Here is an 18,346-nt window from a genome sequence, read left to right as displayed (position 1 = left end):
CATGGCAGTGTAAACGAAAACCGAAGCGACGCCAGCAGCTAGTCTGAAAATATTGCGTAAAGGAACAGGGATGCCCGGATTTTCGCTCCGGGCAAGGGGGATTTTATTTGAGCAGCTGCGGCGTAACCAGCCAGCCATGATCCAGCATCCACTGAGTCGCCGGCATCAAGGTAAACTCAACGCATGCCAGACCCACCAGAGTCAGGACGATAGTATAGGGCAACGCCATCCACACCATTCGCCCATAGGAAAGGCGAATCAGCGGGGCCAACGCGGAAGTCAGCAGAAACAGGAAGGCTGCCTGACCGTTCGGCGTGGCGACGGATGGCAGGTTAGTGCCGGTATTAATCGCTACCGCCAGCAGCTCAAACTGCGGCAAACTGATGGTGCCCTGTTCGAGCGCGGCTTTCACTTCGTTGATGTAGACGGTGCCGACGAAAACGTTATCTGATATCGACGACAGCAGGCCGTTAAACAGATAAAACAGCGAGAGCTGAGCGTGCGGCGATGCCTGTAGAACAAAATCAATGACCGGGGCGAACAGGTGCTGATCGATAATCACCGCCACGATGGCAAAGAAGACCGTCAGCAGCGCGGTAAACGGCAGAGCTTCGGTAAACGCCTTGCCAATGGCGTGCTCATCGGTGATGCCGGAGAAGGTGGTCGCCAGAATGATTACAGACAGGCCAATCAGGCCGACTTCAGCAAGGTGTAGCGCCAGCGCAATAATTAACCATACGCCGATAATCCCCTGGGCAATAAGACGCAGGCGATCCTGACGGCTACGGCTCTGGCGGCTGCGCTGGTCAAAATCCTCCAGCACTTTGCGCACGGTAGGCGGCAGCGGTTCGCCGTAGCCGAACAGGCGGAATTTCTCCAGCAGCAGGCAGGTTATCAGGCCGCAGGAGAGCACCGGTAAGGTGACAGGGAGCATCCGCAGGAAGAACTCGCCAAAATGCCAGCCAACCGCTTTGGCAATGATCAGATTCTGCGGTTCACCGACCATGGTCATGACGCCTCCGAGGGCGGTGCCAACGCCGGCATGCATCATCAGGCTACGTAAGAACCCGCGAAACTGCTCCAGCACATCGCGATAGTGCTGATCGATATGGCTATCGTCGAGCATATCGTCATCGTCCGGCCGCGCTGACGCAACCTTGTGATAAATGCCATAAAAGCCAACGGCGACGCTAATTACCACTGCGACGACGGTCAGGGCGTCGAGAAAGGCCGAGAGGAAGGCGGAGGCGACGCAAAACGCCAGCGACAGGAGCATCTTGCTGCGAATGCCCAACAGCAAACGGGTAAATATGAACAACAGCAGCTGCTTCATGAAGTAGATCCCGGCCACCATGAACATCAGCAGCAGGAGGACTTCGAGATTACTGGCCACTTCTTCCCGGATATGCCCGGGCGTGGTCATACCGATAAAGACGGCTTCAATCGCCAGCAGGCCGCCCGGCAGGAGCGGGTAGCATTTGAGCGCCATCGCCAGAGTGAAGATAAACTCGGCAACCAACAGCCAGCCGGCAATAAACGGATGCAGATAAAATACTAACGGATTAACGATTAAGAAAACGATGAGTGTGAGCTTGTACCAGTCCGGAGACTGGCCAAGAAAATTGCGCCATAGCGCACGACCATAAGACATTTCCACGACAGACATCCTTTCTCCGTCAAGTTTTGAAACGGGATTTTATACGTACCTGCATGCAAGATTACCAGTTGCGCAAAAAGGGACGCAACTTTCTTCGCATCACGTTCTTCGGCAAAAGAAAGTGTGAAGTGAAAAGCAGAAAATGAAACGGCGATCCCTTTTTAATTACTTCATGGCGCTATCTGCCTTATGACCGCTCTGGTATGATGAGTACAATAGCAACGCTGTGTAATGGAAATCTTATTATGGTCATTAAGGCGCAAAGCCCTGCGGGTTTCGCTGAAGAGTACATCATTGAAAGTATCTGGAATAACCGTTTTCCTCCTGGTTCAATTCTTCCCGCTGAACGTGAACTTTCTGAACTGATTGGTGTAACCCGTACAACCTTACGTGAAGTGTTGCAGCGCCTGGCTCGCGATGGCTGGTTAACGATTCAGCATGGTAAACCCACGAAGGTGAATAATTTCTGGGAAACTTCAGGTCTGAATATTCTTGAAACTCTGGCGCGTCTCGACCATGACAGCGTACCGCAGCTGATTGATAACCTGCTGTCCGTGCGTACTAATATCTCAACTATTTTTATCCGCACCGCTTTTCGTCAGCATCCCGATAAGGCGCAGGAGGTTCTGGCGAGCGCGCGTGAAATTGAAGATCACGCCGATGCTTTTGCCGAACTGGATTATAACATTTTCCGTGGTTTAGCTTTTGCTTCAGGTAATCCTGTTTACGGTCTCATCCTCAACGGCATGAAAGGGTTATATACCCGCATCGGCCGTCACTATTTTGCCAATCCGGAAGCGCGTAGTCTGGCGCTTGGCTTCTATCATCAGCTGGCTAAAGTATGTGAAGAGGGTCTGCATGAGCAGGTCTATGATATCGTGCGCCGCTACGGCCATGACAGCGGTGAGATTTGGCACCGTATGCAGAAGAATCTGCCGGGTGATTTAGCGATTAATATGCGCTAAACCCAGAAGTGAATAAAAAACGCCCGGTGCTATGACCGGGCGTTTTGCTTTTTATCCGCTAGAGCGGATTTGGCCGCGGCGGAGTGCGCTCCAGCAACTCTACGCTACCGTCGGCGTTTTGCTGCTCCAGAAGAACGTCAAACCCCCACAGGCGATGGACGTGCTTAAGCACCTCACGGCGGCCTTTATCCAGCGGTACCCGGTTATGCGGTACATAGCGCAGGGTGAGTGAACGGTCGCCGCGCAGATCGACATTCCAGACCTGGATATTGGGTTCGAGATTGCTCAGATTGTACTGGGCCGAAAGCTTTGAGCGAATCTCACGATATCCTTCTTCATTATGAATAGCGGATATTTCCAGATAGTTATTGTGATCGTCATCCAGCACGGTGAAGAAGCGAAAATCGCGCATGATTTTTGGCGACAGGAATTGGCTGATAAAGCTTTCATCCTTGAAATCGCGCATCGCGAAGTGCAGCGTTTCGAGCCAGTCTGAACCGGCGATATCCGGGAACCAGTATCTGTCCTCTTCCGTCGGCGATTGACAGATGCGTTTGATATCCTGGAACATGGCGAACCCCAGCGCATAGGGATTGATGCCGCTGTACCACTGGCTGTTATAGGGCGGCTGGAACACCACATTAGTATGGCTATGCAGAAACTCCAGCATAAAGCGTTCCGTTACTTTTCCTTCATCATAAAGATGGTTAAGGATGGTGTAGTGCCAGAAGGTAGCCCAGCCTTCATTCATTACCTGAGTCTGCTTCTGCGGATAAAAATACTGGCTGACCTTGCGTACGATGCGCAGGATCTCACGCTGCCATGGCTCCAGCAGCGGCGCGTTTTTTTCCATAAAGTAGAGCAGGTTCTCCTGTGGCTCCGAGGGATAGCGGCGGGCCGCTTCAATGGTTTTTTCCTCTTCGCGCTTCGGCAGCGTACGCCACAGCATATTCACCTGACTTTGCAGATACTCTTCACGACTTTTTTGCCGCGCTTTCTCCTCCTGCAGCGAGATTTTCTGCGGACGTTTATAGCGATCGACGCCGTAGTTCATTAAGGCGTGACAGGAGTCGAGCAGCTTCTCAACTTCATCAACGCCGTAGCGCTCTTCACATTCGGTGATGTATTTACGCGCGAAAATCAGATAGTCAATGATTGAGCTGGCATCGGTCCAGCTGCGGAAGAGATAGTTATTTTTGAAAAACGAGTTGTGCCCATAGCAGGCATGCGCCATCACCAGCGCCTGCATGGTAATCGTGTTCTCTTCCATTAAATAAGCGATACAGGGGTTCGAGTTAATCACGATTTCATAGGCCAGCCCCTGTTGACCATGCTTATAGGCCTGTTCGGTCTCAATGAATTTTTTACCAAACGACCAGTGCGGATAGTTAATTGGCATCCCGACGCTGGAATAGGCATCCATCATCTGTTCGGAAGTAATGACTTCGATTTGGTGCGGGTAGGTGTCAAGACGGTACAGTTTCGCCACCCGGTCGACTTCTGCCAGATAGGTCTCCAGCAGCTCAAAAGTCCAGTCGGGTCCATCGCTTAAACGGGTTGTGTCCTTGTTCATGGAATCAATCGTAGCCATTAGCGCGCCCTCGTTGTTGATGGTTTTCTCTGTACGGAAAACCTCTAAACAAGCATAGAACACGGCGTCGCAAACTGCGTCCATCAACATTTTCTTTTCTTCGCGATTTCACAAGCTGAAAGGCGATATATTGAGAGATAAACAGAATTTTATTCTGTAGAAAAATGAAGTGTAGCAGGAGATTTTAAATCGATAACACCTGATGTGGCGCAGAATCCTGTGAGATAAGTCACCATAAATAAAGCGTATGTTGAATAATATTTTCATCTGGGTTATCAATTTGTAATCAGATGATTGTTCTTTAACTATTACGGAGCCGCTATGCGCGTCGTCATACTGGGAAGTGGGGTGGTAGGGGTTGCAAGCGCCTGGTATTTAAGCCAGGCAGGACACGAGGTGACGGTTATCGACCGTCAGCCGGGGCCAGCAGAAGAGACCAGCGCCGCTAACGCCGGGCAGATCTCCCCCGGCTATGCCGCGCCGTGGGCGGCGCCGGGCGTACCGCTGAAAGCGATTAAGTGGATGTTCCAGAAACACGCGCCGCTGGCTATCGGTCTTGATGGCACTCGCTTCCAGCTAAAATGGATGTGGCAGATGCTGCGCAACTGCGATACACGCCACTATATGGAAAATAAAGGACGAATGGTGCGGCTGGCCGAATATAGCCGCGACTGCCTGAAGGCGCTGCGAGAGAGTACCGGTATCCAGTATGAAGGCCGGCAGGGCGGTACCCTTCAGCTTTTCCGGACGGATAAACAGTTCGAAAACGCCACCCGCGATATTGCCGTGCTGCGCGAGGCGGGTGTGCCTTACCAGCTGCTGGAGGCGAATCGTTTGCTGGAAGTTGAACCGGCTCTGGCCGAAGTGAGTCATAAGCTGACCGGTGGTTTACGTTTACCCAATGATGAAACCGGCGACTGCCAGCTTTTCACCACCCGTCTGGCCGCGATGGCGGAACAGGCGGGCGTGACCTTCCGTTTCAATACTCCCGTAGATGAATTGCTCTATGAAGGGGAGCTGATCTCCGGCGTGAAGTGCGGCGCAGAAATTATTAAAGCTGACGCTTACGTTATGGCATTCGGTTCATATTCGACGGCCATGCTGAAAGGGCTGGTGGATATTCCGGTTTATCCATTAAAAGGCTATTCGCTGACGATTCCGATCGCCGAAGAAGACGGCGCGCCGGTTTCGACTATTCTTGATGAAACTTACAAAATCGCCATCACCCGGTTTGATAACCGTATTCGCGTGGGCGGTATGGCGGAAATCGTCGGTTTTAATAAAGAGCTGCTGCAGCCGCGGCGTGAAACGCTGGAAATGGTGGTGCGCGACCTGTTCCCGCGCGGCGGTCACGTTGAACAGGCTACCTTCTGGACCGGGCTGCGTCCGATGACGCCGGATGGGACGCCGGTGGTGGGGCGTACGGGGTATAAAAACCTGTGGTTGAATACCGGACACGGCACGCTGGGATGGACGATGGCCTGCGGTTCAGGACAACTGATTAGCGACCTCATTTCCGGGCGCACGCCGGCAATTCCGTATGACGATCTTGCCGTCGCCCGCTATAGCCGCGGGTTCACTCCGGCCCGCGCTCAGCATCTGCATGGCGTTCACAACTAACAAGGAGCTTTCATGTCCCGTCCTGTAAAGGCCAGCATTGATATGTCGGCCTTGCGACAAAACCAACAAATTGTACGCCGTGCGGCTCCCGGAGCGCGGCTGTGGGCGGTGGTCAAGGCCAATGCTTATGGCCACGGCCTGGCGAGAGTCTGGAATGCGCTGAGCGCCGCGGACGGCTTCGCCATGCTGAACCTTGAAGAGGCGATCCTGCTGCGGGAACTGGGCTGGAAGGGGCCGATACTGATGCTGGAAGGCTTTTTTCATGCTGACGAGCTGGCGCTGTTTGATAAATACCGCTTGACCACCAGCGTGCACAGCAACTGGCAAATAAAGGCCCTTCAGCAGGCGAAGCTGCACGCGCCGCTCGACATTTACGTCAAGGTGAATAGCGGGATGAACCGGCTCGGGTTTATGCCGGATCGTCTGCAAATCGTCTGGCAGCAGCTGCGGGCGCTAAACAACGTCAGTGAAATGACGTTGATGTCGCATTTTGCCGAAGCGGAAAATCCTGAGGGAATAGTCGAGCCGATGCGGCGCATTGAGCAGGCGGCAGAAGGTCTGGACTGTCCGCGCTCGCTGGCGAACTCGGCGGCAACCTTATGGCATCCGGAGTCGCATTTTAACTGGGTGAGACCGGGGATCGTGCTCTATGGCGCTTCGCCTTCCGGCCTGTGGCAGGATGTGGCCAACAGCGGACTAAAGCCGGTCATGACGCTAAGCAGCGAAATTATTGCCGTGCAGAATCTGAAAGCCGGTGAAGCCGTAGGATACGGGGCTACCTGGCGCGCGGCGGAGGAGCGACGCATCGGCATCGTTGCCTGCGGCTATGCCGATGGCTATCCCCGGTTAGCGCCGAGCGGTACGCCGGTGCTGGTTGACGGGGTGCGCACCGCGACGGTTGGACGTATCTCAATGGATATGCTGGCGGTGGATTTAACCCCCTGTCCGCAGGCGGGGATTGGCGCGCCGGTCGAGCTGTGGGGCAAAGAAATTAAAATTGACGATGTCGCAGCATCCTGCGGCACCGTCGGCTATGAGTTAATGTGCGCTCTCGCGCCGCGCGTACCGGTCGTGACAGTGTAACTTTTAATGAGGCGGTTACTCCGCCTCATCTTCCGCCATGCGCACGCCAACCCTCAGTACATGGTCTTCTTCTTTTTCCGCTACCGTCCACACCATACCGGCAAATTCCACCTGGTCGCCAACAACCGGAACGGCGCCTAACAGCTGCTGAACGACGTCGCCGAGCGATTGCTGGCGATCGCGAAACTCTTCACCTCCATCGATACCGTAAATCTGCGCGACGTCGGCAAACTTCGCGTTAGCATCAAGGATAAAATCGCCGAAGAAGCGCTGGTCGAGCGCAACCGGCGGCGACTGGCTGAACAGTTTACCCAGCGCGGGCAAATCGCGTTCGTGACCGATAACGCAGAGAATATCGCCTTCCAGCAGTCGGGTGCTGCCGGTTGGGTGCAGCAGCACGTTGTCGCGGAACAGCGCGGCAATACGCGTTTCCGGCGGCATATGCAGGTCGCGCAGCGCTGCGCCGACGCACCATTTCTCAGCGCTGAGCTGATAAACGAACTGCTCCCACTGATTTTCCGGGTGGATATCCATCCCTACGCGAGAAATCGGCGACGCGATCGGCGGTACCACAACTTTAGCTTTCTTCGCCGCCCATGAGAGCGATGTCCCCTGTAAGAGTAGCGACACCAGAACCACGAAGAAGGCCACATTAAAGAACAAGCGCGCATTTTCCAGCCCCGCCATCATCGGAAAGACGGCGAGAATAATCGGTACTGCCCCGCGCAGGCCAACCCAGCTGATAAATACCCGCTCGCGCAGGTTAAAGCCGCGAAATGGCAACAGGCCGGCAAACACCGACAGCGGTCGGGCGATAAAGATCATCCACATCGACAGAAGTAGCGCCGGGATGGCGATAGGCCACAGGTCGGATGGCGTCACCAGCAGACCGAGCACCAGGAACATGGCGATCTGCGCCAGCCACGCCAGGCCATCGAAGTTTTGCAGAATGCCGTGGCGGTTGCGAATTGGCTTATTACCGAGCAGGAAACCGCACAGATAGACCGCGAGGATGCCGCTGCCGTCCAGAGAAGTGGTGGCGGCAAAAATCATAATCCCGCCGCTCAGCGCCAGCAGAGGATAAAGCCCGGCAGGCAGCACAATGCGGTTAATCATCTGCAGCAGAAGATAGCCGCCGCCGAGGCCAATAGCGATCCCCAGACCGAACTGCTGCACGATATGCACCGCGAACATCCAGCTTAGTCCGGTTTCATGCTGCTGAATCATCTCGATGAGGGTAATGGTCAGGAACACCGCCATCGGGTCATTACTGCCGGATTCAATTTCCAGCGTCGAGCCGACGCGTTCGTTCAGCCCTTTGCCGCCAAGCAGGGAAAACACCGCCGCCGCATCGGTCGAACCGACGATAGCGCCGATCAGCATCCCTTCAATCAGGTCGAGATGAAACAGCCAGGCCGCCATCATTCCGGTCAGCGCCGAGGTGATCAAGACTCCGACCGTAGCGAGCGACAGCGCGGGCCACAGCGCTACGCGAAAGGAGCTGGCCTGGGTGCGCATTCCGCCGTCAAGGAGGATGACCGCCAGCGCCAGGTTGCTCACCATATAGGCGAAAGGGTAGTTGTCAAACGGAATGCCGCCGATGCCGTCAATGCCCGCCAGCATCCCGATGGCTAAGAAGATAACCAGAATCGGGATACCGAGGCGTGAGGAAAAGGAACTTAATAAGATGCTACAGGTTACTAAAACAGAACCCAGGATAAACAGACTGATGACCGCAGCGGCGTCCAATGTTGACGTACTCCTTACCGGCGTGAAGATAAATGAAAAACTACACCATTTTAACAATCTGACGCCGTTCAGGATACGCGTTAGAGGAATTTTTATTCTGTCAGCACCGGGTGGCCGCTGATGCTTAACGTCGTGATGGAAGAGTTGTTGACAAGCAGCGCTCTGGCGCCAAGCGGCAGGGTGACCGTGCGCTGCTCGTGACCAAAATCCAGGCCGCTGATGACCGGGATGTTAAGCTGCAGGCGAAGGTAGTCGTATACCATCGGCAGATCGTATCCGGCGTCGTAGTCGTTGGTGTTTGCGCCGGTAAAACTGCCGAGAAGAATCGCCCGCTGCCGCGCCAGAATACCGCTATTCAGCAGCTGTAAGAGCATTCTTTCGACGCGGAACGGATGCTCGTTGATATCCTCTACTACCAGAATTCCGTCGCTAATCTGCGGCATCCACGGAGTGCCGATGAGCGAGGTCAGCATCGCCAGATTGCCGCCCCACAGCGTGCCATCGGCGCGACATTCAGGCCCATCGCCGTGCCATTCAAGCGTAAACGCCGGGTTGCGTAGCGCCTGCCAGAAATGGTGTTCGGTAAATTCGCCCATCGTTTCGGCGCCGAAGTTTCCGGCCAGCATCGGTCCGCTGAAGGTGATTATGCTACCCTTTGCCAGCAGGCCCATCTGGATGGCGGTGAAATCGCTGTGGCCGCAAATAAGCAGCGGATCCTGCTGCTGGCGGGCGATTAGCGCCGGCCAGTCGATCTGCGGTAGCAGGCGCGTCGCGCCGTAGCCGCCGCGTACCGCCAGCACGATACGGTTATTGCCCTCCAGAGAGGCGAGCTGATTGATATCGGCTAGGCGTTCATTCTCAGTTCCGGCAAACCGCAGCGCCCGACGGGGAATGACTTCCTGGTGCGCGACCTGATGCCCGGCCTCCTGCAGACGTTGAACGCCGCGATTCGCCGCCTGCTGGTTGATGCAATAACCGGAAGGGGCGATGAGATAAAACTGGGACATGACAATTCCTTGCTAAGAATGAAAGGGTTATCATGCCGCCTGGAGCGTTTATTGTCATCTCCGTGCGGCAAACTTCAGCCAAAAAGGATAGATGTGTGAAATTGAGATGGTTTGTTTTTTTATTTGTATTGTTGGCCGGTTGTAGTTCAAAACACGACTATCGTAACCCGCCGTGGAACCCGGAAGTTCCGGTTAAGCGGGCGATGCAATGGATGCCAATCAGCGAAAAAGCCGGTGCAGCGTGGGGCGTTGATCCGCAGCTGATTACTGCCATCATCGCTATTGAGTCCGGCGGTAATCCGTCGGTGGTCAGCAAATCCGGCGCGGTTGGCCTGATGCAGCTGAAACCATCGACATCCGGCCGCGATGTCTATCGGCGGATGGGCTGGAGCGGCGCTCCTTCGGTCAGCGAGCTGAAAAATCCCGAGCGCAATATTTCCATGGGGGCCGCTTACCTTAGCATTCTTGAAAACGGTCCGCTGGCGGGGATTAAAGACCCGCAGGTGATGCGCTATGCGGTAGTGGTTTCCTATGCCAACGGCGCAGGCGCGCTGCTGCGAACGTTCTCAGCCAATCGTCAGGATGCAATTGAAGAGATTAACGATATGGACGCCGATGATTTCTTTGAGCACGTCGTGAAGAAACACCCGGCTCCACAGGCGCCGCGCTATATCTGGAAGCTGCAGAAAGCGCTGGATGCTATGTAGACCATCTTTTACCCCGCAGGCCAGGCGCTCTGCGGGGTAATCTCTTCAGAGACGCCTAATCCTCAGTGCGAAGCGAAGTGATAGAGCTAACTGGCCCAATTAGCGTTTTATATTCGCGGTAGTGCTCCGGAAGAGCATCTACGCCATTCACCGCCACAAAAAGCATCGCCGTTGCGTCATCCATTTCATCGCTATTGCGCGCGAGTTTTGCTCGTAAAGCATCAAGGCAGGCATGAACGTCATTGTGGGAGATGCCGTTGAAATCCAGACGGGTAGTTTTTGCTATCGCGTCCAGCCATAATCCGAGCCACAGTACACTGCCTGCGGCCGTCAACAGAACGCTTAAAACGTCGTAAGTGATAAGATCGAAACAGATAAATAGCTTACAGACTAATATTGCTCCCAGGGCAAGCGAAGGAATGCCGATTATCAGTAAATTACACGCATAGCGGAGTGGACTTAAGGCTAAACCTGAGTTTTGTATTTGCGTCTGCCAGATGTTCCTTCCGGCGATACTGAGGTGACTGGGCAAATCTTCATGACAGGGTTTTCGTACATCAAAATGGGCAAATAATATTCTTTCTATTACGTTCATTTCACAGCAAGAATAGCGGCCGTTAGCTAAACCCATTCCGGCCTCCGGGATCGAGAGATAGTTTTTTTGCAACAGGCTAAACATTGCCAGCTGGATCACTCGGGTACCTTCTCCGGTGAGCCACGCCAGTAGCCAGGGATCGACATAGGCAGCGTTTTTTTCATCTCTGGCCGCAGGCCGCGTCAGAACGATAAGAGTACCGATAGCAATATAAATGACCGGAACAATGACGGCAAAACAGCCGAGAAACAGCAGAGGGTGCATATGCATAATAAAATCCCACATGGTGTCTCTCTCGTTAATCCAGCCGTTGCACAGAAAAAGGATAATTCACCGATTTGATGATTTGCTGGTATTCGCGATATCGTTCTGGAAGTCGCCCGGCGTGACCAATCGCAACGCAATAATCCGCGATTTCATCCGTCATCGTCCCGGCATCGGCGTCCAGGGCATCTTTTAATTTATCCACATACTTACGGAGAATATTAATGGAGATACCTTCCCGGTCCAGGCGCGTGAGATTCAGAGTGAGCAATAACAGAAGCAGCCACCACAGGCCGGAAACAACAAACATTACTAACCAGCTGAATACGCTGGCATTAAGCAGAGCGTTGTTATCGAATAAGGTTTTCCAGGCTAAAGTCGCGATTAACAAAAACGAAGGAACGGCAATCAGCAGCATGTTCCACGTTTGTTGTGTAGGGCTAAGCATCAGGCCCGTACAGCGGTTATCCGCGGACCAGTGATTCTTGTCGGCGACGTAAAGCGTAATAGGTAAATCCTGGCTGCTGGGTTTTGGCGTTGAAAAATGGTCAAAGAGTATTCTTTCTACGCAGGTCATTTTGCACCCGGCGTGCTGCTGATTTGCGCACAATTCGACGCCTCCCGCGGAGTAAATAATGGTGACGTAGTTTTTGCGTAATAGCCTGAACGTAGCCAGCTGAATAATACCGGTAGCTTTATTATGCAGCCAGGCTAAAAAAGAGGGTGGAATGGAATAGGGGGACGGTATCGGCGTCTGTTTCTCAGAGGGGCGAGTCTGCGAAATAATGATAATTACGCCAATATATATAACAGTGGTGGATAAAATATGATAACCCATAAATGATAATGGATGTAAATCAGAGATAACTTCGCCGATTGCTTTCACTGTTTATTCCTTGTGCCATTAATTAACGAACTTTTACGGGAGATCCTTCCCGGTAGCCAGAATAGTTTGTTTAATTGGCGGTCTCAAGAAAATCGTAAAAATAGAATTATATGCAAAAATAGATGCGCGGCGGTTTTGCGCCGCGCAAAGAGCTACTGTGCGGCTTTTTTATCCTCTGGCGCAACGGGATCGTTGGCCGCGGATTGCGGCGGGCTGTTTTTCGCCTTACTGACGCCATCATTCACCGTCGGGCGTGAGTCAGGAACCGAATCACATGGTTTCTCTTTCGCACAGATCAGGTCCAGCATTTTTAGCGTCACCCCGTTCGTCCAGCCAAAGCCGTCCTGCAAAGGGTATTCACCGCCGCCGCCGCCGGTTCCCGTCGAGCTGACATCATATTTTTCAACCAGTTTCTGTTCACTATTGTATGTGTGCTGAACGTTGCTCAGGAAACGCCAGCTCACCTCCATCGCTATTTTCTCCTGGCCGTAGTTTTGCAGGCCTTCTGCGGCGACCCACTGCAGCGGCGCCCAGCCGTTCGGCGCGTCCCACTGTTGGCCGCTATTCACGGTAGTCGTGGTCAGCCCCCCGGGTTTGAGCAGGCGCGCTTCGGTTGCGGCGGCGACCTTTGCGGCGCGTTCGCTGGAGGCGGCGTTGACGTACAGGGGGAACAGCGCCGCGGCGGTCAGCTGATTGCGCACCTTATGACTTTTAAGATCGTAATCTGTGTACCAGCCCTCTTTGTCATTCCACAGGTATTTCTCCAGCGCTTTTTGCCGGGCGTTGGCTAAAGCGTCATACCGGGCGGATTTTGCGCTATCTCCGGCAGCTTTACTGGCCCGGGAGATGGTTTTTTCCATATGAAACATGAGCGAATTGAGATCGACCGGGACAATCGAAGTGGTACGAATAGTTGCAAGCTGCTGCGGGTTGTCCATCCAGCGGGAGCTGAAATCCCAGCCGGATGCCGCGGCGGAGCGCAGATCGCGATAGATTTCAGTGGCCGGACGGTTAGGGTTGCTTTTGGCGGTAGTGACGTCGTCAAGCCAGGATTCCGGACGCGGAGTATCGTTATCGTCCCAGTAGCGGTTCAGCAGCGCGCCATCGGCCAGGCGGACGACGCGTTTATTCGCGCCGCCGGCCTCAAGCGCCTCTGCGCCATCCATCCAGTACTGGTACTCTTTCTCCATCTGCGGCAGCCATTTTTTGAGCGCTTCATCGCCATCGTGCGTGGCAAGTAGTTCAACCATAAAGGAGAAGAACGGCGGCTGCGAGCGACTGAGATAGTAGGTGCGGTTACCGTTAGGGATATGGCCCCAGGCGTCTATTTCTGCGGCGAAGTTGGTGACCATATCTTCGATTTTATCCCAGTGTCCGCTCTCCGCCAGACCGAGCATGGTGAAGTAGCTGTCCCAGTAATAGACTTCACGAAAACGTCCGCCGGGCACCACGTAAGGCTTTGGCAGCGGCAGCAGCGAATCCCATTTCTCCACCTCAACGGTGCTGCGCGTGAGCACCGGCCATAAACCATCGATATGCTGACGGAGCGTTTGGCCTTTTGGGGGAACATAGTGGTCGCTATCGTGCGGCAGGGTAAAGTTGAGCTCGACGAAATGACGCAAATCGAAGCTGGTCTGATTTTTCTGCATACGATAATCGGCAAGGATCATCAGCGGATCGCTATCCGGAATGGCGTCAGCGAACGTTTTCTGGTCAGAGAAAAGCTTCGCGCTTTGCACATCGTTGAATAGCGGTCCGAGCAAAACATCGGGTGATTGCGGGATAGGGCGGGTCTCTTCAGCCTGTGCCGTCAACGTCGTCAGGGCGACAAACGCGCCTCCCAGCGCCAGACGTAGAGCATAAGGCAAGGTAGCGGGGCGACGGGAAACGGAACTCGTCATAGGTTGTTCTCCTTATCATTGCAGACTATGTGCCACTGCATTCGGCCATCAGAAAACCTTAGACGAATATTTGCCGCTACGCGTGTCGAAGCTAACATTTTGCAGCAAAACAGAGTCGTTACCGGCTGCAGACCAGGCCCCCGGGAAGCATATTCTGGTGAGTAAATATTATAATCTTACTCATATGAAAGAAGGTAAATGATATATCTGGTATGAATCTTTCCAGGCGAATAAAAAAGTACATCGGCGTACCAGTCAGATAAAACGCAACGCTACCTGATGTTTCTTTATAGGTAATATTTTTATTGCGGCGGGTACAAAAAGGCCGTACAGGATAAAAACCTGTGATCTACCGGGCAAAAAAATACGAATTAATAGCGCTGAAGACTGATGCGATCACATAAATAAAAAAACATAAATAATTAATAAAAAAACATAATGGCGCCAGCGTGGCGGATAAGGGAAAAATGCAGACATTCCAGAAACCGGTTTCATTTTTACGTAAAGGAGTGCTGTATGTCTGCTGGCGACAAAATTTCAGTCAGAGAAAAAGTAGGCTATAGCCTGGGGGACGCGGCAAGTCATATCGTATTTGATTCGTCCGTGGCTATTCTGGCTTACTTTTATACCGATATTTATGGCCTGCCGCCCGCCGTAATGGGGACGATGTTTTTGCTGGTTCGTCTGCTGGATGCGATTACCGATCCGATAATGGGGGCGATTGCTGACGCAACCTCTACCCGCTGGGGGCGCTTTCGTCCATGGCTGCTGGCAATCTGCGTTCCCTTTGCGGTGAGCTGCGTGCTGGTCTATTCCATTCCGTCTTTCTCCGATTCGGGAAAAATTGTCTATGCCGTTGCGGCTTATATATTCATGACTTTAATGTATACCGCAATTAATATTCCTTATTGCTCGCTGGGCGCGGCGTTAACATCCGACCCACGCGAAAGCCTCTCTCTGCAATCGTGGCGTTTTGCCATTACCCCCATCGGCGGCGCGCTTGGTACCGCGTTTATTTTACCGCTGGCTGACTTTCTCTACCCTGGCGACCGCGCTACCGGTATTCAGGTTTCGATGGCGCTATTCGGCGTCATCGGCTGCCTGATGTTCATTGTCTGCTTTGCAACTACCAAAGAACGCGTACAGCCTATTAAAGAAGAGAATCTGAATATTGCGCGCGATGTGAAAATTCTTTTCCGCAACGATCAGTGGCGCATCCTTTCCGTTTATAACTTCATGATGCTGGTGGCCGTGGTTATTCGCGGCGGGGCGGTAGTGTATTACGTTAATAGCGTCCTGAATAAAGGCGCGGACGTTATTTCCCTGTTCATGCTTGGCGGAATGTTCGCTTCTATGCTTGGCTCGGTACTGGCTAAACCGTTTGGCACGCGTTTCTGTAAGGTCAGATTCTCTTTCTGGATTAACCTGCTTACCGCTGCGCTGGGCGTCGTATGCTTTATGCTACCGGTGCAATACTGGATTCTGTTGCTTGGCGTGCATATTCTGATATCCATTATCCAGGGCGGCAACGGCGCGCTGCAGTGGTCGATGATTACCGACGTCAATAACTATGGCGAATGGAAAACCCAGCGTCGTATTACCGGTATGAACGTTGCGGCAAATATATTTGTGATAAAACTGGGCGTGGCGGTCGGCGGCGCGATTATTGGTTGGGTGCTGGCATATTATCATTACGCCGCTAATACCACGGTGCAGCCGGCTTCTGCCGTACAGGGCGTCGTGCTGTTGTTCACGTTAGTACCCGCCATTTTTTATGTTTTTACCGCTATCGCTATTAAATTTTATGGCCTCACTGAAAATAAAATGAACGGTATTGTTGATGATTTAAAAAACGGAACCTTTGCCGAGTCCTGATCATTATATTCCCGAGAAAAAAGGGCAGTTCGGGGGCGCTCCCGAACTGTCTGGTTATACCCAGGACGAAACAAAATAATGTAATTAGGGATATTAACAATGAAAATGAAATATATAGCTGTAGCTATTAGTGGCGTATTTTCCTCCGGTATTTTGGCAGCCAATAATAATCCTCCTGCGGATCTTGAAACGCGTTTAGCCCAGCTCGAACAGCGTTTAATCAACGCCGAGCAGCGTGCAGCCGATGCGGAAGCGAAGATTCAGACCTTAACCCGGCAGCAGGTCACCGTGGCGAAAAGCACGCCAACCGTGAAAGTTGAGGCGGCAGAACCCGTCGCGCCTGGCGCTGAGCCGACGAAACTGACGCTCTCCGGCTATGGGGATATTAAGTTTTATGGTGATGTTGAATTTAACATGGACGGCGCCAGCAGCAGCGGCAGCCTGACTTCGGTGAGAACCACGGCAAATAAAGACTGGGCCCCGGGCAATAATGAACGCTGGGATATTAACGGGCGCCTGCTATTAGGTTTTGACGGCACGCGCAAAATGGATAACGGCAATTTTGCCGGTTTTTCCGTCCAGCCGCTGGCCGATCTCAACGGCAAAATGAATCTTGATGACGCGGTGTTCTTCTTCGGTCAGGAAAATAGCTGGAAGGTGAAAGTCGGTCGTTTCGAAGCTTACGATATGTTCCCGCTGAATCAGGATACGTTCGTGGAATACTCCGGGAACACCGCCAACGATCTTTACAGCGACGGCTACGGTTATATCTACATGATGAAGGAAGGACGCGGTCGCAGCAGCAGCGGCGGCAATTTCCTGGTGAGTAAAACGCTCGATAGCTGGTATTTCGAACTCAATACCCTGCTGGAAGACGGCAGTACGCTGTTCCAGGATAAGCAGTACCACGGGACTGACCTCGAAAATGAGAAAAATGTGGCCTATCTGCGTCCGGTTATCGCGTGGAACAGCGGGCGTTTCTCTACGGCCTTAGCGATGGAAAGTAACGTTGTCAATAACGCCTATGGTTACCACGATGCGCAAGGACGCTGGGTAGATCAGTCCAGCCGTACCGGCTATGGCTATACGATGACGTGGAATGGGCAGAAAACCGATCCGCTGGATGGCGTTGTGACCAATCTTAACGTCGCTTATATGGATGCCGAAGATGAAACCGACTTCACCGCCGGTATTAACTCTCTGTGGCACGGTTTTGAGCTTGGCTACATATACGCGCATAACAAGATCGACAGTTTTAACACCGCCAGCTTTGTCGCCAACTGCAATGATAACTGCTGGATAGCCGATCCGGGTAAATATGATATCCACACCATTCATGCTTCGTATCTGTTCCCGAACGTCATGAATATGAAGAATTTCAACATTTATCTCGGGGCCTACGCCTCCTGGATTGAATCCAATCCCGCTAACGGTGACGGTGAGGAAGACTCCCGCTACGGTGGCCGTCTACGTTTTAAATATTTCTTCTGATCGAAGCGGGATCTGCTCCGGACAGTACCCTGTTTGCCGTTAAAGCGGGACACTGCTGGCGGCAGGCCGGGAAAATGGGGGGAGTCGCATCCCGTTGATAACGGCGGCCAGAGTCAGGTGGAAAAATAGCGCCCCGGCGTCATGCCGGTCATGGTGCGAAAAAAGTAGATAAAGGCGCTATCGCTGGCGAAATCCAGCGCCTGCGCCGTATCGCTGATACGTTCTCCCGTCGCCAGCATTTCTACCGCCTTCATTAATCGCCACTGCTGACGCCACTGCTGGTAGGTCATTCCGGTATCACGGCGGAACAGGCGGCTTATGGTTTTTTCGCTGGCGCCGCAGCGGGCAGCGAGATCCCCCAGCGGCGGCGGCAGCGCATCGCCGGAAAGCATCGCCAGACGTTTATCCTGCGGCAACGCGAGCATCATCGGTTCTTTGACGGCGTCGCTAATTTCTGCCACGCACAGTGCCGCGAGATGTCGTGCAGGCTCGGCTTCCCAGTTGGTCTTCCAGGGACTGGCGCTGAGGCGTTCCAGGAGCTCACGAAGCAGCGGCACCACATTGAGTATCGCCGACTGCGTTGGCAGCAGCGGATAACGCTGCGGCTGAAACCAGACAGAACGATAGTCGACAATGTTTTTCATCTCCGCGCGATGGCTGATCCCGGCCGGGAGCCAGGCTGCGCGTCCCGGCGGAAGCAGGCACAGCAGGGCACCATCGTTGAGCGTCAAACGCACGCATCCCTGACGGGTAAACAGAATCTGCGCCATCTCATGCCGGTGACTACCGGAGTCATGATCTCCTAACGCCGACTGCACGCCAATCAGGCTATTCGTTAACGCATCCGGATTGAATGCCGCATGTGGGTCAAGCCAGGCCATAATGTCCGATTTCCGATATTTAAAGTCATTATGTTTATAATGTTCGATAAGCGTCTTTTCTACAATAGCGCCTC

14 protein-coding genes are annotated in these 18,346 nt (G+C 53.3%); 6 read left to right on the top strand and 8 right to left on the bottom strand.

Annotation, left to right across the window (positions count from 1 at the left end):
• Nucleotides 1-103: 103 nt before the first annotated feature.
• The gene (nhaB, locus tag GJ746_RS15500; protein WP_154682741.1) at nt 104-1,657 is read right to left on the bottom strand and encodes a sodium/proton antiporter NhaB; all 1,554 of its coding nucleotides are present in this window, start codon (nt 1,655-1,657) and stop codon (nt 104-106) included.
• A 245-nt stretch (nt 1,658-1,902) separates the two neighbouring features.
• Here nhaB and fadR point away from each other — a divergent pair, with 245 nt between their 5' ends.
• Nucleotides 1,903-2,622, top strand: a complete 720-nt coding sequence (fadR, locus tag GJ746_RS15495) for a fatty acid metabolism transcriptional regulator FadR (RefSeq protein ID WP_154680996.1) — start codon at nt 1,903-1,905, stop codon at nt 2,620-2,622.
• A gap of 58 nt (nt 2,623-2,680) precedes the next feature.
• Here the strand turns inward: fadR and GJ746_RS15490 are convergent, their stop codons facing one another.
• Complete coding sequence (locus GJ746_RS15490; protein ID WP_004138526.1) at nt 2,681-4,213, bottom strand: SpoVR family protein; 1,533 nt, start codon at nt 4,211-4,213, stop codon at nt 2,681-2,683.
• Between the two features lie 321 nt (nt 4,214-4,534).
• On the opposite strand from GJ746_RS15490, the gene GJ746_RS15485 reads away from it, so the two are divergent.
• Together GJ746_RS15485 and dadX are read left to right on the top strand one after the other, a co-directional pair.
• Nucleotides 4,535-5,833, top strand: a complete 1,299-nt coding sequence (locus tag GJ746_RS15485) for a D-amino acid dehydrogenase (RefSeq protein WP_154680995.1) — start codon at nt 4,535-4,537, stop codon at nt 5,831-5,833.
• A gap of 12 nt (nt 5,834-5,845) precedes the next feature.
• The gene (gene dadX, locus GJ746_RS15480; protein WP_154680994.1) at nt 5,846-6,916 is read left to right on the top strand and encodes a catabolic alanine racemase DadX; all 1,071 of its coding nucleotides are present in this window, start codon (nt 5,846-5,848) and stop codon (nt 6,914-6,916) included.
• A gap of 15 nt (nt 6,917-6,931) precedes the next feature.
• On the opposite strand, the gene GJ746_RS15475 is transcribed toward dadX, so the two are convergent.
• The gene (locus GJ746_RS15475; protein ID WP_154680993.1) at nt 6,932-8,665 is read right to left on the bottom strand and encodes a potassium/proton antiporter; all 1,734 of its coding nucleotides are present in this window, start codon (nt 8,663-8,665) and stop codon (nt 6,932-6,934) included.
• Nucleotides 8,666-8,757: 92 nt separating this feature from the next.
• Nucleotides 8,758-9,672, bottom strand: coding sequence for a muramoyltetrapeptide carboxypeptidase (gene ldcA, locus GJ746_RS15470; protein WP_154680992.1), 915 nt, complete (start codon nt 9,670-9,672; stop codon nt 8,758-8,760).
• Between the two features lie 95 nt (nt 9,673-9,767).
• On the opposite strand from ldcA, the gene emtA reads away from it, so the two are divergent.
• Nucleotides 9,768-10,379, top strand: coding sequence for a membrane-bound lytic murein transglycosylase EmtA (gene emtA, locus GJ746_RS15465; RefSeq protein ID WP_154680991.1), 612 nt, complete (start codon nt 9,768-9,770; stop codon nt 10,377-10,379).
• Between the two features lie 55 nt (nt 10,380-10,434).
• Here emtA and GJ746_RS15460 read toward each other — a convergent pair whose 3' ends face one another.
• The 3 genes from GJ746_RS15460 to GJ746_RS15450 all read right to left on the bottom strand — a co-directional run bounded on the left by GJ746_RS15460 (nt 10,435) and on the right by GJ746_RS15450 (nt 14,025).
• Entirely contained in the window at nt 10,435-11,244 is an 810-nt protein-coding gene (locus GJ746_RS15460) for a TIGR04222 domain-containing membrane protein (protein ID WP_227852678.1), read from the bottom strand.
• A gap of 28 nt (nt 11,245-11,272) precedes the next feature.
• A complete protein-coding gene (locus tag GJ746_RS15455) occupies nt 11,273-12,124 on the bottom strand; it encodes a hypothetical protein (protein WP_227852676.1) in 852 nt (283 codons plus the stop codon).
• A 152-nt stretch (nt 12,125-12,276) separates the two neighbouring features.
• The gene (locus tag GJ746_RS15450; RefSeq protein WP_154680989.1) at nt 12,277-14,025 is read right to left on the bottom strand and encodes an alpha,alpha-trehalase; all 1,749 of its coding nucleotides are present in this window, start codon (nt 14,023-14,025) and stop codon (nt 12,277-12,279) included.
• Nucleotides 14,026-14,541: 516 nt separating this feature from the next.
• On the opposite strand from GJ746_RS15450, the gene GJ746_RS15445 reads away from it, so the two are divergent.
• Both GJ746_RS15445 and GJ746_RS15440 read left to right on the top strand, forming a co-directional pair.
• A complete protein-coding gene (locus GJ746_RS15445) occupies nt 14,542-15,900 on the top strand; it encodes a glycoside-pentoside-hexuronide (GPH):cation symporter (protein ID WP_154680988.1) in 1,359 nt (452 codons plus the stop codon).
• A 99-nt stretch (nt 15,901-15,999) separates the two neighbouring features.
• Nucleotides 16,000-17,391, top strand: a complete 1,392-nt coding sequence (locus GJ746_RS15440) for a carbohydrate porin (RefSeq protein WP_154680987.1) — start codon at nt 16,000-16,002, stop codon at nt 17,389-17,391.
• Nucleotides 17,392-17,504: 113 nt separating this feature from the next.
• Here the strand turns inward: GJ746_RS15440 and GJ746_RS15435 are convergent, their stop codons facing one another.
• A complete protein-coding gene (locus GJ746_RS15435) occupies nt 17,505-18,272 on the bottom strand; it encodes an AraC family transcriptional regulator (RefSeq protein ID WP_154680986.1) in 768 nt (255 codons plus the stop codon).
• Nucleotides 18,273-18,346 lie beyond the last annotated feature (74 nt).

Origin of the sequence: Klebsiella oxytoca (assembly GCF_009707385.1) — a bacterium.
In the GTDB taxonomy this organism is placed as follows: domain Bacteria; phylum Pseudomonadota; class Gammaproteobacteria; order Enterobacterales; family Enterobacteriaceae; genus Klebsiella; species Klebsiella oxytoca_C.
The sequence above is the reverse complement of the archived record's forward strand: the minus strand, read 5'-3'. Positions and strand labels throughout refer to the sequence as shown.